The organism is Dietzia sp. WMMA184, assembly GCF_002441635.1.
GTDB lineage: Bacteria > Actinomycetota > Actinomycetes > Mycobacteriales > Mycobacteriaceae > Dietzia > Dietzia kunjamensis.
Genome location: NZ_NXEI01000001.1, coordinates 2,166,965 through 2,182,509 on the forward strand (window position 1 = coordinate 2,166,965; position 15,545 = coordinate 2,182,509).

Sequence of the window (15,545 nt, forward strand, 5' to 3'; positions counted from 1 at the left end):
GGCGGGGAACCTCACGTCGACAGTCCGGCCTCCAGTGCGGCGTCGAGTCCGTCGCGATCACCGGTGATCTCCAGGCCCGCGGCATCGGGGCCGACGCGGCCCCACAGCAGCAGGGCGAGCGTCTCCGGCGGCCCCGCCACCTCGACCACGCCCGTGGAGTCGGGGCCCGCACCGTCCGTACCGGGCAGCTCCCACTCCAGCGCGCCGAGGGCGCCCGCCCCGACCGGCTCGGCGCCCGCGGCGAGGCCCACCGCGGCCGGGCCCTCCGGGGCGTGGGGGACGCCGCGGAGGCGGATCGTCACCGCGAGCGGCGGCACGTGGGCGGCCATGTGCGGGCGCATGACGGTACAGAACTCGTCGATCGTGTCGACCGCGACGTCCTCCGGCACGGGCGTCGTCGCGGCGGCACCGTGCAGGGCGTTCTCGACGTCCCAGCGGTGGACGAAGGTCTCGTGGAGCTGGCGCCGCGGCCAGAAGTCGGCGCGGCCCGGGCCGGAGAAGGTCCAGACCAGGGCGTCGGGGGCCGTGTCGGTGAACGTCGCGATCATCTCGGCGGTGAGACCGGCATACCAGTCGGCGAGCGCGGCGGCGCCCTCGGTCACCGGCGGCGCGGACTCCATGACCGCTCCCCTGCCCCCGGTCCGGGTGTCGGGCGTGGCCTCGCGGACCGTGGCGGCGCCCCACCAGTTGACGGCGCCCAGGTGGACCACCAGGTCGTGCACGGTCCAGCCCTGGCACGAGACCACCGGGGCGGTGACGTCCGCACCGGTCCCGAGCCCGTCCCCGGCCAGGGCGTACCGCACCAGCCCGACCTGCGCCTCGAGCGCATCGAGCATCCTGGAGTAGGCGAGCCGGGAGGTCATACGCGGGTCGCCTCGTCGGACCCGGGGCGGTCGTTGCCGTCCGCCCGGCGGCGGGTGAAGTCGATCTGTCGCCCCGCGTTCGACACCGCCACCACGGTGCCGGTGCCGAAGATGCCGTCGCGGTCGAACAGCGAGGCGGTGCCCACGGCCACGCCGTCCGCGCTGACGTGCTCGTCGGCCTCGATCCCGATGTCCCCCGACCGGGGCAGCCGGGCCAGCGCCACGGTGAGGTCGGCGTTGATGAAGCCGATCCCCTCGTCGCCCCAGTGCGTCATGAGGCTCGTGGACTCGGACACGATCACGGCCCGCTGGAACGGGGAGGCCGGCTCGCCCTCCACCACGTCCAGCGGGTGGATCCAGAAGCGCTTCCGCTGGTCGTTCTGGTGCACGCCCATGTCGCGGTCCCACGAGGGGCCGGGCTGGCCGCTGCCGAAGAACACGTTGGTCCCCGGCCCGGTCTCCCCCGGATCCGCGTCGGCCGGCGCCGCGAGCTCCCGGCCGGACCGCCACACCGTCCCCGGTGGCTGTTCACCGCGGCGCAGCTGGACGAACGTGGCGCGGGCGACGGCCTTGCCCCGCTGGATCAGCCGCGCGTCGGCCACGCGGATGCGGTTGCCGCTGCGGATCTCCCCGGTCTGGACGACCAGGGGTTCGTTGCGCACCGGCGCGAACAGGTCCACCGTGAGGCGGGCGGGCTGGAACTCCTCGGCACCGAACTCGTGCTCGAGCGACCGGGCGGCCGCCACCACGACGGCCGGGCCGTTGACCATGCTGTCCGACCAGGCGCTGCGGGCGTACCGGGTGGGCAGGTACGCCCCGCTGTCGTCCAGGGTGAAGAAGGCGCGTTCGCTCATCGGGCCACCCCGTCCGTGCCGGTGGCGCCGGCGTACGCGCCGAACCCGGCCGAGCCGCCCGCCGACCCCGCCGCCCACGACCGCAGGATCGCCGCTAGCTGCGTCTCGAAGTACTGCTCGGCGCTGGGCGAGGACCGCCACACACTCAGCTCCAGCGACACGACCCCGTGCAGCGACGCCCAGATCGTGGTGGCGGTCTCGTGCACGTCGGCCGACCGGAACACGCCCTCGTCGACGGCCGCGTCGACCACCTCGAGCAGCGGTTCGCGCCACAGCGCGTCGACGGTGCTGTCCCCACCCCTGCCGTCCCCGGCCCCGGCGATCCCGGCTCGCGGCGACCGCACCGGCTCGCCCACGACCAGCCCGTACAGGCCCTGGTTCTCCAGTGCCCACCGCCGGTACGCGCGGCACAGCGACCGCATGTCGCCCTCGACGCTGTCGTGCCGCAGCGACTCGCGCAGGGCGGCCGCCAGTTGCCGGTCGGCCTCGTGCGCGACGGCCGCGAGCAGGCCGGACTTGCCGCCGAACATCGTGTAGATCGCCGTGGTGGAGGTGCCCTGGGAGGCGGCGAGCGGCCGCAGTCCCAGCGTCTCCGGCGCCGCGTCCCGGAGCCGTCGCGTGGCCTCGTCGAGGATCCCCCGGCGCAGCGCCTCGTCGTACTGGGCGTGGTGTGGGGCGCGGGTCGCGGCCTGGGTCGAGGCGCGGGTGGCCGCGCGCGGCGAGGAAGGGGTCACCCCGGCAGGGTACGACGACGACGACGACATCGGCGTCATAGCGGCGTGGCGTGTCGCGGCGGACGCCGTGATGCCGATGTCGTGGCACCGCCATCACGCCCGCGCCCCGCGCCGGGCCGGCGCCGCCGAGCACGCCGTGGCAACGGTGTCCCACCTGCTGTGACGGTGTTCCGATCCACGCATGGCTGCGCGCCGTCTTCGGTCCGTTCCGGACGCACGACCCGGCTGAACCGGGACAAGGGAATTCGGCGCCGGGCCGGGCAACTCGAGAGAGTCGGCGGGCCCCGAACGGTCAGCGTGCGAAAAAGAAAGGCCCACAGCCCCTCGCGGGGACTGCGGGCCTTACCTCTGTGCGCGATTCCAGTTCGCCGCCTCGTCGAGTGGCGACAGGGTTAGTCCGTGTCCGTATCAGTTGGCCGCGGCGTAGGCGTCCATGATGTCGGACGGAATTCGGCCGCGGTCGGAGACCTCGTAACCGTTGCTGCGGGCCCATTCGCGAATCGCCTTGGTATCGCCCGAGGACGACGACGACTTGGCCGCGGCCCGGCGTGCAGGCTTGGCCTTGCCGCTGGACGAGACACGATGGCCGTTCTCCACGTACGGAGCCATTACCTCGCGGAATTTCTCAGCATTCTCATCGCTGAGATCGATCGTGTATTCCTTACCGTCGAATGCGAACGTGATCGTATTGGCGTCGCTGCCGAGATCCGTTCCGTCGAGGTCGTCGATGTACTGCACCTGGAACTGCTGTGCCATGTGTTCTTCTCCCTTGGCCGGCTCTGTTCTCTATATGAAGACATTATGCACAGGGAAGTCGACATACGCACACGTATGTTTTGGGTAACACTTCTCGACAATGTTTTCAGTGCTGAACTTTCCGGGGATATTCCACAGTTGTTCAGTGGCCGAAAGAGCCGGAATTCTCGCGATATCTCCGCACGATGAGATCGACGATCTCCGGGTGTGCGCCGAGTGGCGGAGAGACGATATCCCCGCCTGCCGCGGCCATTCGATCGGCGAAGAAACCGGGGGCGAGAAGGTGGGTCGCGACCGCCACCCGTCGTCGCCCCCCGGTGCGGAACTGCTCGACCGCCTCGGCGACGGTCGGGACCGCCGCGGAAGCGAAACCCGAGGTCACCGGCACGCCCATGAGGTCGGAGAGCCTGTCGGCGAGCGCCCTCGTCTCCGCGATCGACGACGCGTTCTTACTCCCCGCCGCGCCCAGGACCACGGCGTCCGCGCCGAACGCGCCCACCGCGCCGGCCTCGGCGAGCCGCTGCATCAATGCCCGCACGACCTCCGGTTCCGCGCCGAGGTGCGGCGTCTGGACGACCGGGCCGGGGGCGTCGCGGCAGGCCTGCCCGACGTCGTGGGTGACGTGGTAACCGCGGGCGAGGAAGGCCGGGACCACGACCGTCGGTGCGCCGTCGGCGAGTATCCGGCCCGGGCCGGGTGACTGGACGTCCACCCAGGAGAGTCGGCAGTCCACGCCGGGCAGCTGCTTACGCGCTTCCAGCAGGACCCGACCCAGCACGCGGCGGCCCGCCGCCGCCCGGGTGCCGTGGGCGACCAGCAGGAGGCGGGGGCTCATGACGTCATCCCGGGAGCGTTCACCCTTCGAGCATGCCGCAATCCGGGTGCGGGGCGGCACCCGCTCGGCGACACTGGGGGGATGAACGCAGGCGGCAGACGGGGTGCGCGGCCAGAGGTGACCGTGGCCAACTGGGAGGCCGTGTACGACTTCTACGGCCCCGGTCGTCGGCGCGACGGCTTCACCCACCCGCTGCTGGCCCTCGTCGGGGCCGTTTATGCCCCCGAGCTGCGCATCGCGCCGGGGACCGTGTCCGAGCTGCACCGTCTCCACGACGCCGGGGTGGGGATCGTCGTCGCCGCCAACCACCCGTCCAAGCACGACCCGTTCGTCCTGGCCTCGGGCGTGTTCGACAAGCGGGTCCGGTTCCTGTCGAGCGGCACCGGCCTGACCAAGGACCCGCTCTTCCGGGGCCCGCTGCGTCCGGTGTTCGAGTACACGGGGACGGTCCCGGTTTTCCGGGCCAAGAACTACCAGGGCACGGCTCGCGAGGTGCACGACGCGGCGGCGGCCCGGCTCATCGGTCTCTGCGTGGATCGTCTCACCGCGGGCGGCGTGGTCCTGACATTCGTCGAGGGGACCAACTCCTCGGCCGACGACCTGCACACGCTCCGTCTCGACTCGGTCAAGAAGGGGGTGGGCCAGATGGTCCGCGGGGTCCGCGTGGAGGGCGGCCGGGTGGCGGTCCTACCGGTCGGGATCGTCTACCACGGGCGGGAGCACGCCAGGACACCTCCGCGACGCCCGGTGCTGGCCACGGGTCGGCCCATCGTGTGGGAGGGCCCGGGGGCCCCGCCGGCGATCGACGAGGTGCGAAGCGCGGTGCGCGACGGGATCGACGACGCCCTCACCGCCGCCTGGGAGTAGACGGCCGCCCTGCCCGGACTGCCCTGCTCAGACCACGCCGGGGACGACCTCGAACTCCACCCCGACGGCGTCGAGTTCGCGGGCCCGCGCGGCCAGGGTGGCCGCCGCCGCGATCCGCACGACCCCGTGTCCCGCGGCGAACCGCGCCGCCACCAGTTCGGCGACGCGGGCTGCGGGCAGGCCGGGTCCGGTCTCGAGCACCTCGACGTCGTCGTCGAGCTCCGTCAGTAGCGCGGCGTCGGCCGCGCCGTCGGTGACCAGGACGTCCGCGGCGTGGACGAGGCGTCGGGCGCGCACGGTGAGCAGGTCACCGTCGCCGGAGCCACCCACGAGCGCGACCCACCCGGTGGCCGGGCGGCGACGCGCGCGCAGGCCCGCGGGTGCGGTGGCCAGCGAGCGCGCCACGTGGCGTCCCACGCGCACCGATCGCCGGGGGTCGCCGGAGTCGACCGCGATGCGCACGAGGCCGGCGGGCGTCGCGACGGCCGTCCGCGCGGGCACCCGCGCCGAGCCGAGCCCGGCGTCTCCCGCGGTGACACACCAGATGCGGCGCTGCTCGCACAGGGCGGCGATCTCCGCGTCGACATGGGGGTCGCCGGTGGCGACGTGCACCATCCAGGGGCTGTCCAGGTCGGATGGGGTGAACGACCTGGTGACGACGACGAGGCGGTCGGACGCCCGCTCCGCGAGGTCGGCCATGGCCGGGTCGACGCGCGGGGCCACCACGCGCAGGATCGCGCCGGCCTCGAGGAAGGTCTCCGCCCGGCGGGCCGAGACGGGCCCGGCGCCGACGAGCAGCACCTCGCGACCGGCGAGGCCGACGGTGAGCGGGAGCCCGTCCAGCGCCGGCGTCGGTGCCGGGCCGGCGGGCGGCGCCGAGAGCGCGCTGGTCACAGGTGGATGCCGCACTCGGTCTTGGACGATCCCGCCCAGCGGCCCGAGCGGGGATCCGCTCCGGCCTCGACGCGGCGCGTGCACGGCTCGCAGCCGATCGACGGGTAGCCGTCGTCGAGCAGCGGGTTGAGCAGGCACCCGTGCTCGGCCGCGTAGTCGTGGACGCGCTCGAGGGTCCACGCGACCAGCGGGTTGATCTTGACCATGGAGTGCTTCTCGTCCCACTCGACCATGGCCGCGCCGGCCCGGTGGTCGGTGTCCACACGGCGCAGGCCGGTGATCCACGCCTCGTAGCCGGACAGGGCGGCGTCGAGGGGCTCCACCTTGCGCAGGCGGCAGCACATCTCGGGGTCGGTCTCGAAGGGGCGCGGGCCGAGGGCGGCCTCGTGCTCTTCGCGGGTCGCCGGGCTGCGGACGTCCACCACGTTGAGACCGGGAGTGGCCGCGAGCGCGTCGCGGACGCCGACGGTCTCGGAGAAGTGGTAGCTCGTGTCGAGGAACAGCACGTCCACGCCGGGGGCGTGGGGTGCGGTCATCTCCGGCACGACCGTGTTGGCCATGGAGCAGGCCACCGCGAGCGCGTCACCGAAGGTCTCGCCCGCCCACGCCAGGACCTCGGCGGGGTCGATCTCGGAGTGGTTCCCGTAGAGGCCGCGGTCGTCGAAGCGACGGCCGGCCTCCTCGGCGATCGCCTTGAGCTCGGCGGCGGTGCGCTTCCGACCGGGGCCGGGGGTGAGGACCGTGCTGCGGGGCAGCAGGTCCAGAGCTACAGCCGTCATACGAGGGCCTCCTCGTCCACCCGGTGCGCCCACTCGGCGAAGGTCTCGCCGCCGGCACCGGTGTCCATGTACTTGCGGATCACGCGCTCGACGTAGTTGGGCAGTTCGGCCGACGGCACGCGGAGGCCGCGGACCGTGCGCCCGAGCCCACCCGACTCCTGGTCCTGGGAGGCCAGTCCGCCACCCAGGTGGACCTGGAATCCGGGGGTGTCGCCGTCGAGCAGCTGGCCCTTGAGCCCGATGTCGGCGGTCTGGATCCGGGCGCAGCTGTTGGGGCAGCCGTTGAGGTGGATCGACAGCGGCGTGCGCAGGGGCGCGTCGTCGGCGAAGCGCCGCTCCAGCTCGTCGACCAGCGCGGTGGCCGTGTCCTTGGTGTCGACGAAGGCGAGCTTGCAGAACTCGATGCCGGTGCACGCCATGGTGGCGCGGCGGAACGAGCTCGGGCGGGCGTACATGCCGATCTCGGCCAGTCCGTCGACCAGCTGGTCGACCTTGTCCGGCTCGACGTCCAGCACGAGCAGCTTCTGGTGCGGGGTGAAGCGGACGCGCTTGGATCCCGCGGCCTCGGCGAGGTCGGCGACCTGCGCCAGCTTCTCGCCGCCCACGCGGCCGACCGTCGGGGCGGCGCCCAGGTAGTAGCGGCCGTCCTTCTGCTCGTAGATGCCCACGTGGTCACCGGAGCCGACGCCACGCCGGGGTGCCGGCCCGTCCGGCAGCTCGCGGCCCAGGTACTCGTCCTGCATGACCTGACGGAACTTCTCGGCGCCCCAGTCCTTGATGAGGAACTTGAGCCGGGCGCGCGTGCGCATGCGGCGGTAGCCATAGTCGCGGAAGATGCCCACGACGGCGGCCCACACCTCGGCGGCCTCCTCCTGGCGGACGAACACGCCGATGCGGGTCGCGAGCTGCGGGTTCGTGGACAGGCCGCCGCCCACCCACAGGTCGTAACCGGGTCCGAGCTCGGGATGCTCGACGCCCACCAGCGAGATGTCGTTGATCTCGTGGACCACGTCCAGGCTCGGGTGGCCGGTGATGGCGGACTTGAACTTGCGCGGGAGGTTGGAGAACTCGGGGGTGCCGATGTACTTGGCCTTGATCTCGGCGATCACCGGGGTGGGGTCGAGGATCTCGTTCTCGGCGACGCCCGCCACTGGGCTGCCGAGGATGACGCGCGGGCAGTCGCCGCAGGCCTCGACGGTGTCGATCCCCACGTCCTCGAGCCGCTGCCAGACGGTGGGGACGTCCTCGATGGCGATCCAGTGGTATTGGATGTTCTGCCGGTCGGAGATGTCGGCGGTGCCGCGGGCGAAGTCGGTCGAGATCCCCGCGAGTACGCGCAGCTGGTCGGTGGTGACCGCGCCGCCGTCGGTACGGACGCGCATCATGAAGTACTCGTCCTGCAGCTCGTCGGCCTCCAGCTTGGAGGTGCGGGAGCCGTCGAGGCCCTGCCTACGCTGGGTGTACAGGCCCCACCAGCGCATACGGCCGGAGAGGTCGTCCGACGGGATCGAGGCGAAGCCCTCCTTGGAGTACGTGTCCAGGATCCGCTGGCGCACGTTGAGCGCGTCGTCGGTGAGCTTGAACTCCTCGTTGTGGTTCAGCGTCAGCTTGCCGTCGATCTTCCACTGCCCCTGCGGCTTGGGCGCCCGCGCGGGACGAGCAGGGCGGGGGGCGGCTGCAGTATCGGTCATGCCCGCGACAATAGTCAGAACAGACTGGTCTGTCTATCCAGGGTGACCTAACCGACCCCCGCCCGCCCGTCGTCACTCAGGTGACGTCGAGTTCAGGCCCCCGGCAAGGTCGAGCCGAGATCCCCGGCGATGCCGAACAGGGTCCCCCAGAGGATCTGGACGATGTGGAACGGGAGGAACGTCGCCGAATCCACGAGGGTCGAGCCGGACTCCTGTACGAGACTGCCGGCCGCCGCCATCGACGACCCGGCGAGCTCTACGAGACTTCCCATGATGCACTCCTTCCGGAGCTGATCTGACGACCCATCCCTGTGGTGGATCCGCACCCCAGACGCCCCGCCGTCAGCCTAGGCATTTCCTCATAAAGTGGGAACCGTGCAGCATAACGGTTAGGCAATTAGTTAAGGAGCGGAAAGTTCACGATTCGGCGGTGGCGTCGGCCCCGCGACCGACCGTACTGTCTGAGACATAGCCCACAGCTGGTGGGTACCACATCGAAAGGACACACCATGTTCTCTGATTTCTGGGCAGGACTTGCAGCGGGCTCGGCCGAGCTCATCCCCGCGCCGTTCGGTTCGGCGGCCATCGACGGCCTGCTGCGCCTCCCGGCCTACGTACTCGGCACCCTCAGTGGTGGCGCGGAGCTGTTCGGCTCCTGATCTGATTCGACACGCCCCGGTGGTCCGCCACCGGGGCGTGTCGCGATTTCGGAAGCTTTACATCCCGCAGAAGTCGAGCCAGGTGTCGACCTCACGCCTGGCCTGCTCCCGCCCGAGGACATACGCCTCGGCGAGACGGTCGACGCGCCGCTCGTAGCTGCGGATCATCACCCGGTGCGGGCGGAAGACCAGTGCTTCGCCCGACTCCTCCAACGCCTCGATCTCGTCGAGGGTCTCGTTGTAGAGGGCCCAGCGGTGCATCAGCGCCTCCCCCACCGCCGGGAACCGGCGGAAGTAGGAGCGGTAGAACGGCGTCAGCCGCCGTGGCGGGATCTTCCGATACCCGTGCGGCTGGGTGAGCACCACCAGGAACTTGTCGTACCCCGCGTCGCGAGCCGCCGACAGCGGGATCCCGCCGTCGTGGCCCAGCGCCCCGTCGACGTAGTACTCGCCGTCGATGAGCACGGGCGGCATCCACACCGGCATCGTCGACGACGACCGGACCATCCTCATGAGGTCGCTCATCGACGTGATGTCGTCCTCGCCCCAGAAGACGGTCTCTCCGTCGGAGCAGCGGAACGTCCCGATCCGCGCCTCGGTACCGCTGGCGTCGAACGTCTCGAAGTCGTACGGGAGCACCTCGTCCGGCAGTCCGGCCTGCTCGTAGATGTACTCGGCGTTGAACAGACCCTTGCCGCGGGCGAAGCTTCGCCAGTCGCCGAAGTTCGGGTCCGCCGCCATCTCCACGAAACTCTTGCGGGCCCGGACCGCGTCGCGCGACACGTAGTTCGCCAGGTGGGAGGCACCCGCCGAGATCCCCGCGACCAACCCCGTGTGGATGCCCGCCTCGATCAGCGTCTCCACGACCCCCGCGGTGTGCACCGCCCGCATACCGCCGCCCTCGAAGAGCAGGGCGACGTCCGGGGCAGTCGGTGCGAAATCGGTCACGACTCCCAGGGTAGGTCGCATCGCCTCCGGGGCCGCGATCCGCTACCGTCACCGTGTGAGCGCTGTCACCGACTTCATCGTGTCCATCAACGACGTCTACTGGTACGCGGTGATCGCGCTACTCGTCGTCGCCGGTCTCTACTTCTCCGTCACCACCCTCATCGTCCAGATCCGGATGTTCCCGGAGATGATCAGGGCGATCTTCGAGAAGCCGTCGGACATCGAGGAGAACAAGAAGGGCATCTCCGCCTTCCGGGCCTTCACCATCTCCGCCGCCTCCCGCGTGGGTACCGGGAACGTCGCCGGCGTCGCGATCGCGATCACGGTCGGCGGGCCGGGCGCGGTGTTCTGGATGTGGCTGCTCGCGATCATCGGCGGCGCCACCGCGTTCGTCGAGTCCACCCTGGCGCAGCTGTACAAGGTCAAGGGCAAGGACTCCTACGTGGGCGGGCCCGCCTATTACATCCGCGACGGGCTGGGCTGGAAGCCGCTGGCCATCGCCTTCGCCGTGATCATCACCGTCACCTACGGGTTCGTGTTCAACGCCGTCCAGGCCAACTCGATCGCGCAGTCCGTCCGCAACCAGTTCTCCCTCGAGGGCTTCACCCCGGGCCTGATCATCGGCATCGTCCTCGCCCTCGTCGTGGGTGCCGTCATCTTCGGTGGCGTCCGCCGGTTGTCCGCGGTCACCGAGATCCTGGTCCCCGTGATGGCGGTGGCGTACATCGTCGTCGCCCTCGTCGTCGTCGCGATCAACATCACCGAGGTCCCGGGGATGATCTCCCTCATCGTCGGCCACGCGCTCGGGTTCCGCGAGGTCGCCGGCGCCGCGGTCGGCGCGGCCATCATGCAGGGCATGCGCCGCGGACTGTTCTCCAACGAGGCCGGCATGGGCTCGGTGCCCAACGCCGCCGCCACCGCATCGGTCTCCCACCCGGTCAAGCAGGGCCTCGTCCAGGCGCTCGGCGTCTACTTCGACACCATCATCGTGTGTTCGGCCACCGCCTTCATCATCCTGCTGGCCAACCCGGAGTTCGGCGGTGACCGCGAGGGCATCACGCTCACCCAGGACTCGCTGGCCGCCTCGGTCGGCGACTGGGGCGTCCCCTTCCTCATGGTGGTCATCTTCTTCCTCGCGTTCTCCTCCATCCTGGGCAACTCGTACTACGGCGAGGCCAACATCACCTTCCTGCGCGGCAACCCCGCCGCACTGCGGACCTTCCGCATCCTCGTGGTGCTCGCCGTCCTCGGTGGCAGCCTGGGCTCGGTCGACCTCATCTGGAACCTCGCCGACCTGTTCATGGGCGTCATGGCCACCATCAACCTCATCGCGATCATCCCGCTCGGCGGTCTCGCGGTGGCGCTCCTCCAGCACTACCTGCAGCAGCGGGCCAAGGGCCACAACCCGGTGTTCCACCGCGACGACCTTCCCAAGGCGCGGAACGTCTCCTCGTGGGACGGCACCGACCCCATGACCCACCAGCACGTCGCCGACGATGCCCGCGAGGTCAAGGCCGAGGAATGACCCCCCGCACGAGCGCCCGCGACCGCTTCACCGCGCTGCCCAAGGCGCACCTGCACGTGCACCTCGAGGCAGCGATGCGAGAGGCCACCCTGAGGCAGTGGTGCGCGGAGGACGGCATCGAGGTGCCGCCCCTCGTGGAGTATGCGGACTTCACCGCGTTCCTCGGCGCGTACGGCCTGCTCATCGACCTGCTGCACACCCCGGAGCGGGTCGGACGGCTACTGGACGAGGTGGTCGCCGACGCCGCCGCGCAGGGCGTCGTGGCGCTGGAGTTCGCGTCGATCCCCGAGAAGGCGGTGGCGTTCGGCTCCGCGGAGGAGGCGCTCGAGTTCATCCTCCCGGCCGCGGCCGACGCCGGGCGCCGTCACGGCGTGTGGACCGGGTCCATCGTGAGCATCGACCGCGGCGCCGGGCCCGAGCACGCACTGGAGGCCGCCCGGCTCGCCGCGCGGTTCGCCGACCGCGGCGTGGTCGCGGTGGGTCTGGTCGCGGACGAGCGCGGCAACCCCGTGGCCGACGCGGCCGGGGCGTTCGCGATCGCCCGCGACGCCGGGCTCGGGGTGGTGCCCCATGCCGGCGAACTGGCCGGCCCGGACGAGGTGCGGTCCGCGATCGAGCTGGGCGTGGACCGGATCCAGCACGGCGTCCGCGCGGTGGAGGACCCCCGGGTGCTGGAGCTGCTGGCCGAGCGCGGGACCTGCCTCGACGTGTGCCCCACCTCGAACGTCGTGCTGGACGTGTACCCCTCGCTGGAGGAGCACCCGCTGCCGCGGCTGCTCGAGGCCGGGGTGCGCTGCTCTCTGGGCGCCGACGACCCACTGCTTTTCGGTGTGGACGTCGTGGACGAGTACGTGGCCGCCCACGAGCGGATGGGCGTGTCGGTGGCGCGGCTGGTCGGGGTGGCGCGGGCGTCGATCGAGTCGTCGTTCGCGCCGGACGACGTCAAGCGGGACGCGCTCGCCCGGATCGAGGCCTGGCGCCTCGACTGAGCGCGGGGCGGACTCCGGGTGGGGTCAGGCACCCACCTTGGGGTCAGGCGCCGCGGCGGATGCTGTCGGCGGCGAGGATCATCGGCACCTGGAGCGGGAGCCGGCCCCACGCGATCACCTGGTACGGCCACACGGGCTTGCGACGCCAGGCGCGGACCATCTGCAGGTTTCCCGGGAAGACGCCGATGAACAGTGCGGTCGCGACCGCGCCGCCCAGCTTCCGGGTGGCGGGCGCGGCCAGCAGCCCGGCGACCGCCACCTCCACGACGCCCGAGCCGTAGGTCCACGCGCGCCGACTGCCCGGCAGCTCCGGCGGGATGAGTCCGTCGAACGGCCGGGGCGCCACGAAGTGCAGCGCCCCCATCGTGCCGAGGGCGGCGGGCATGGCCCAGTAGCGGACGGTGCCGCGGGTGGTCGCGTTGCTCATTCGCCCGAGACTACGGGGGCGGCGGGCACCTCACCGGACCTCGGGTAGGACCCGCTCGCCGAGCAGGCGGAGCGACTCCCAGCCCGCCTCGACCGGGATCCCGCCACACAGTGGGTGGTTGGTGATGAGCCCCAGGTCGCCGGCACGCACGAGTCGTACCAGCTGGTCGGGGGTCGCCACCACGTAGACACCCTCGTCGCGCAGTTCGTCGACGGTGCGGGCGTCGGAGTGCACGAAGGAGTTGCGGGTGCCGCCGGCGTCGCCGGCGCCGGTCTGCCAGGCGCGGTACCCGAGGGCGTCGGCGAGGAGGTGGTGGCCGTACCGCGCCCAGAACCGGTCGGGGTCCTCGGCGCAGAACACCGTCGCGGGGCCGGGAACGGGTTCGACGACGAGGCCGGGCCGATGCCCGTGGGCGAGGCATTCCGCCCGGTACAGCGCGGTGAGCTCGGGATCGTCGACCTGCGGCTGGAAGTGCATGCCGAGTCGCCCGGCCCGCCGGGCGGCCGCCCTGCCACCGCCGAGGAAGATGAGGGGGTGGGGGCCGGAGAACGGCCGCGGGGTGGGCGAGGACCGCGGGGAGCCGTCCGCCGGGTCGTCTCCGACCGGCTCGCCCCGCCAGGCGGCCAGGATGGTCTCCAGCTGGGCGTCGAGACGAGCGCCCCGGGTTCTCCAGTCGCGTGAGTGCAGCGCGTACTCGACCGGGCGGTAGCCGAGCCCGAAGGTGAAGCTGACCCGGCCCGAGGCGAGGTGGTCGAGGACCGAGATGTCCTCGGCGAGACGGACCGGGTCGTACAGCGGCGCGATGAGCGCCCACACCGTGATGGGGACGCGGCTGGTCACGGCCGCGACCGCCGACGCCGCGATGAGCGGGGACGGCAGATAGCCGTCCTCCGAGGCGTGGTGTTCGGAGAGGTTGACGGCGTCGTGGCCGGTCTCCTCGGCGTAGCGGGCCATGTCGAGGGCCGCGCGGTAGCGGTCCCGGCGCTCCTCCGGCCCGGCGCCCGGCGCGCGGAAGTCGAACCGCGTGACGACGTAGACCACTACACCCGCGCCCCGGCCAGCTCGGTGTACGCGGTGCCCCGCTCGTCGCGCTCCCACCAGGTGTCCGCCGGCGCGGCGCCTGCCCCTGTGCCGTCAGACCCTGTGTCGTCCGCGCCGGCGGCCCCCACGCCCTGCCTGACGAGCTCCCGCTTGAGGATCTTGTTGGTCGCTGGTGGGCAGGTCCACGGAGATCCGGACCCAGCGCGGCCACGCCTTGGGCGACAGGTCCGGCTGCGAGGCGAGGAACTGCTCGAACGCGGCCGGCTCCAACTCCGAGTCGTGGCGGGGGACGATCGCCGCGGCGAGCTGGTCACCCACCCCGCGCGGATCGGGCAGACCGTAGACGGCGACCCGCGAGACCGCCGGGTTGCGCAGCAGGATCTCCTCGATGATGCCGGTGGCCATGTTCTCGCCGTCGACGCGCAGCCAGTCCCCGCTGCGCCCGGCCAGGTAGACGAAGCCGTCCGCGTCGCGGTAGGCCAGATCGCCCGACCAGTACATCCCGTCCCTCATGCGGTCGGAGGTCGACGTGTCGTCGTTGTAGTAGCCGGCGAAGAACCCCGCCCCCTCGGTGTTGACGAGTTCGCCCACACACTCATCGAGGTTGGTCACGGCGCCGTCGTCGTCGAACACCGCGCGGGGACACTCCTCCCCGGTCGCGGGGTCGTACACGGCGACCCCCGGGAACGGTTCCCCGATCGACGCCAGCGGCGAGTTCTCGGTCCGCACGATGATCACCGCGAGCTCGGTGGAGCCGTAGGCGTCGCGGACCTCGCACCCGAACCGCTGCGCGAAGGCGGGGATGTCCTTGGCCGCGGCCTCGTTGCCGAACGCGGCGCGGAGCGTGGTCTGGGCGTCGTCGGGGCGGGGCGGGGTGTCGAGGATGTAGGCCAGCGGCTTGCCCACGTAGTTCATGTAGGTCACGCCGTAGCGGCGGATGTCGTCCCCGAACCGGGTCGCACTGAACCGGCGGGCCAGCGCCATGGTGGCGCCCGCCGCGATCGCCGGGGAGAAGCCGCTCATGATGGCGTTGGAGTGGAACAACGGCATGGACAGGTACAGCACGTCCTCGGAGGTCAGACCGAACGACGGCGCGAGGTTCTCTCCGGACATCGTCACCGTGAAGTTGCCGACCTGCACCGCCTTCGGATCACCCGACGTGCCCGAGGTGAAGATGAGCATGAACGGGTCCATGGCCTCCACCGGCGGCGGGTCCTGGGGGGCGGACGACGACGCCACCAGCGCCGCCCACTCGTCGGAATCGGTGTCGATCACGCTGACCTCGCCCAGGTCGAGGCCGTCCAGCAGCGGCTTAAGCTCGGAGTCGGTGAGGATGACCTGGCACTCCGCCTTGCGGATGTCACGGGCCAGCCCCTCCCCCCGGCGGGTCGCGTTGAGCCCGACGGTGACGTACCCGCCCGCCGCGCCCGCCGCCAACGCAAAGAGCATCTCCGGGGTGTTCTCCAGGAGCGTGGCCACGTGGAGCGGCCGCGCGGGATCCAACATCCCCGTGACGGCGCCGGCCCGGGCGTCGGCGCCCGCCAGGTAGTCACGCCAGGTGATCGAGGTGTCGTCGTAGCGGATCGCGACGGAATCGGAGTCGGCGTGGCGGCGGAGTTGCTCACGGACGGTGTCGGCCATGTGGGAATTCCTTCACGGGTGGCGGTGTGATCTGGATCATAG

At 71.5% G+C, this 15,545-nt stretch carries 17 protein-coding genes and 1 pseudogene; 5 read left to right on the plus strand and 13 right to left on the minus strand.

The window, feature by feature from the left end:
• Positions 1-11: 11 nt before the first annotated feature.
• From CK206_RS09950 to CK206_RS09960, 3 genes are read right to left on the minus strand one after another with little or no spacing between them, the layout of a single operon-like run.
• Positions 12-863 (minus strand): maleylpyruvate isomerase family mycothiol-dependent enzyme, encoded by an 852-nt coding sequence (locus CK206_RS09950; protein WP_096906287.1) that lies wholly within the window; start codon positions 861-863, stop codon positions 12-14.
• Positions 860-1,717 carry an acyl-CoA thioesterase domain-containing protein gene (locus CK206_RS09955; RefSeq protein ID WP_096906288.1) on the minus strand — a complete coding sequence of 286 codons (858 nt, stop codon included), beginning with the start codon at positions 1,715-1,717 and terminating at the stop codon, positions 860-862. Before CK206_RS09955 ends, CK206_RS09950 begins: the two co-directional genes overlap by 4 nt.
• A complete protein-coding gene (locus CK206_RS09960) occupies positions 1,714-2,451 on the minus strand; it encodes a TetR/AcrR family transcriptional regulator (protein ID WP_244200930.1) in 738 nt (245 codons plus the stop codon). Before CK206_RS09960 ends, CK206_RS09955 begins: the two co-directional genes overlap by 4 nt.
• Here CK206_RS09960 and CK206_RS20015 point away from each other — a divergent pair.
• The gene (locus CK206_RS20015; protein WP_167492353.1) at positions 2,423-2,614 is read left to right on the plus strand and encodes a hypothetical protein; all 192 of its coding nucleotides are present in this window, start codon (positions 2,423-2,425) and stop codon (positions 2,612-2,614) included. The genes CK206_RS09960 and CK206_RS20015 overlap by 29 nt on opposite strands.
• Positions 2,615-2,859: 245 nt before the next feature.
• Here CK206_RS20015 and CK206_RS09965 read toward each other — a convergent pair whose 3' ends face one another.
• The gene (locus tag CK206_RS09965; RefSeq protein WP_069389515.1) at positions 2,860-3,207 is read right to left on the minus strand and encodes an Lsr2 family protein; all 348 of its coding nucleotides are present in this window, start codon (positions 3,205-3,207) and stop codon (positions 2,860-2,862) included.
• Positions 3,208-3,349: 142 nt separating this feature from the next.
• Positions 3,350-4,042 carry a sirohydrochlorin chelatase gene (locus CK206_RS09970; protein ID WP_096906290.1) on the minus strand — a complete coding sequence of 231 codons (693 nt, stop codon included), beginning with the start codon at positions 4,040-4,042 and terminating at the stop codon, positions 3,350-3,352.
• An 81-nt stretch (positions 4,043-4,123) separates the two neighbouring features.
• Between CK206_RS09970 and CK206_RS09975 the strand changes: the two genes are divergently transcribed.
• Entirely contained in the window at positions 4,124-4,909 is a 786-nt protein-coding gene (locus tag CK206_RS09975; protein ID WP_096906291.1) for a 1-acyl-sn-glycerol-3-phosphate acyltransferase, read from the plus strand.
• 27 nt (positions 4,910-4,936) lie between these two features.
• Here the strand turns inward: CK206_RS09975 and CK206_RS09980 are convergent, their stop codons facing one another.
• The 4 genes from CK206_RS09980 to CK206_RS09995 all read right to left on the minus strand — a co-directional run bounded on the left by CK206_RS09980 (position 4,937) and on the right by CK206_RS09995 (position 8,545).
• Positions 4,937-5,803, minus strand: coding sequence for an NAD(P)-dependent oxidoreductase (locus tag CK206_RS09980; protein WP_096906292.1), 867 nt, complete (start codon positions 5,801-5,803; stop codon positions 4,937-4,939).
• Positions 5,800-6,582, minus strand: a complete 783-nt coding sequence (locus tag CK206_RS09985; RefSeq protein ID WP_096906293.1) for a phosphoadenylyl-sulfate reductase — start codon at positions 6,580-6,582, stop codon at positions 5,800-5,802. Before CK206_RS09985 ends, CK206_RS09980 begins: the two co-directional genes overlap by 4 nt.
• The gene (locus CK206_RS09990; protein WP_069389101.1) at positions 6,579-8,273 is read right to left on the minus strand and encodes a nitrite/sulfite reductase; all 1,695 of its coding nucleotides are present in this window, start codon (positions 8,271-8,273) and stop codon (positions 6,579-6,581) included. The genes CK206_RS09985 and CK206_RS09990 overlap by 4 nt, the downstream gene beginning before the upstream one ends.
• Positions 8,274-8,365: 92 nt before the next feature.
• Positions 8,366-8,545: a hypothetical protein gene (locus tag CK206_RS09995; protein WP_143337720.1), complete on the minus strand. Its 180-nt coding sequence runs from the start codon at positions 8,543-8,545 to the stop codon at positions 8,366-8,368.
• 237 nt (positions 8,546-8,782) lie between these two features.
• Between CK206_RS09995 and CK206_RS20020 the strand changes: the two genes are divergently transcribed.
• Positions 8,783-8,932: a hypothetical protein gene (locus CK206_RS20020; RefSeq protein ID WP_172812132.1), complete on the plus strand. Its 150-nt coding sequence runs from the start codon at positions 8,783-8,785 to the stop codon at positions 8,930-8,932.
• Between the two features lie 57 nt (positions 8,933-8,989).
• Here CK206_RS20020 and CK206_RS10000 read toward each other — a convergent pair whose 3' ends face one another.
• Entirely contained in the window at positions 8,990-9,880 is an 891-nt protein-coding gene (locus CK206_RS10000) for a patatin family protein (protein ID WP_227022125.1), read from the minus strand.
• Positions 9,881-9,935: 55 nt separating this feature from the next.
• Here CK206_RS10000 and CK206_RS10005 point away from each other — a divergent pair, with 55 nt between their 5' ends.
• Together CK206_RS10005 and add are read left to right on the plus strand one after the other, a co-directional pair.
• Positions 9,936-11,405 carry a sodium:alanine symporter family protein gene (locus CK206_RS10005; RefSeq protein WP_096906294.1) on the plus strand — a complete coding sequence of 490 codons (1,470 nt, stop codon included), beginning with the start codon at positions 9,936-9,938 and terminating at the stop codon, positions 11,403-11,405.
• Entirely contained in the window at positions 11,402-12,394 is a 993-nt protein-coding gene (gene add / locus CK206_RS10010; RefSeq protein WP_096906295.1) for an adenosine deaminase, read from the plus strand. The genes CK206_RS10005 and add overlap by 4 nt, the downstream gene beginning before the upstream one ends.
• A 43-nt stretch (positions 12,395-12,437) precedes the next feature.
• On the opposite strand, the gene CK206_RS10015 is transcribed toward add, so the two are convergent.
• From CK206_RS10015 to CK206_RS10025, 3 genes and pseudogenes are all read right to left on the minus strand, one after another.
• Positions 12,438-12,821: a hypothetical protein gene (locus tag CK206_RS10015; RefSeq protein ID WP_205475688.1), complete on the minus strand. Its 384-nt coding sequence runs from the start codon at positions 12,819-12,821 to the stop codon at positions 12,438-12,440.
• A gap of 30 nt (positions 12,822-12,851) precedes the next feature.
• The gene (locus CK206_RS10020; RefSeq protein ID WP_096906296.1) at positions 12,852-13,862 is read right to left on the minus strand and encodes an LLM class flavin-dependent oxidoreductase; all 1,011 of its coding nucleotides are present in this window, start codon (positions 13,860-13,862) and stop codon (positions 12,852-12,854) included.
• A pseudogene (locus CK206_RS10025) lies at positions 13,862-15,503 on the minus strand (AMP-binding protein). The gene CK206_RS10020 and the pseudogene CK206_RS10025 overlap by 1 nt, the downstream one beginning before the upstream one ends.
• Positions 15,504-15,545 lie beyond the last annotated feature (42 nt).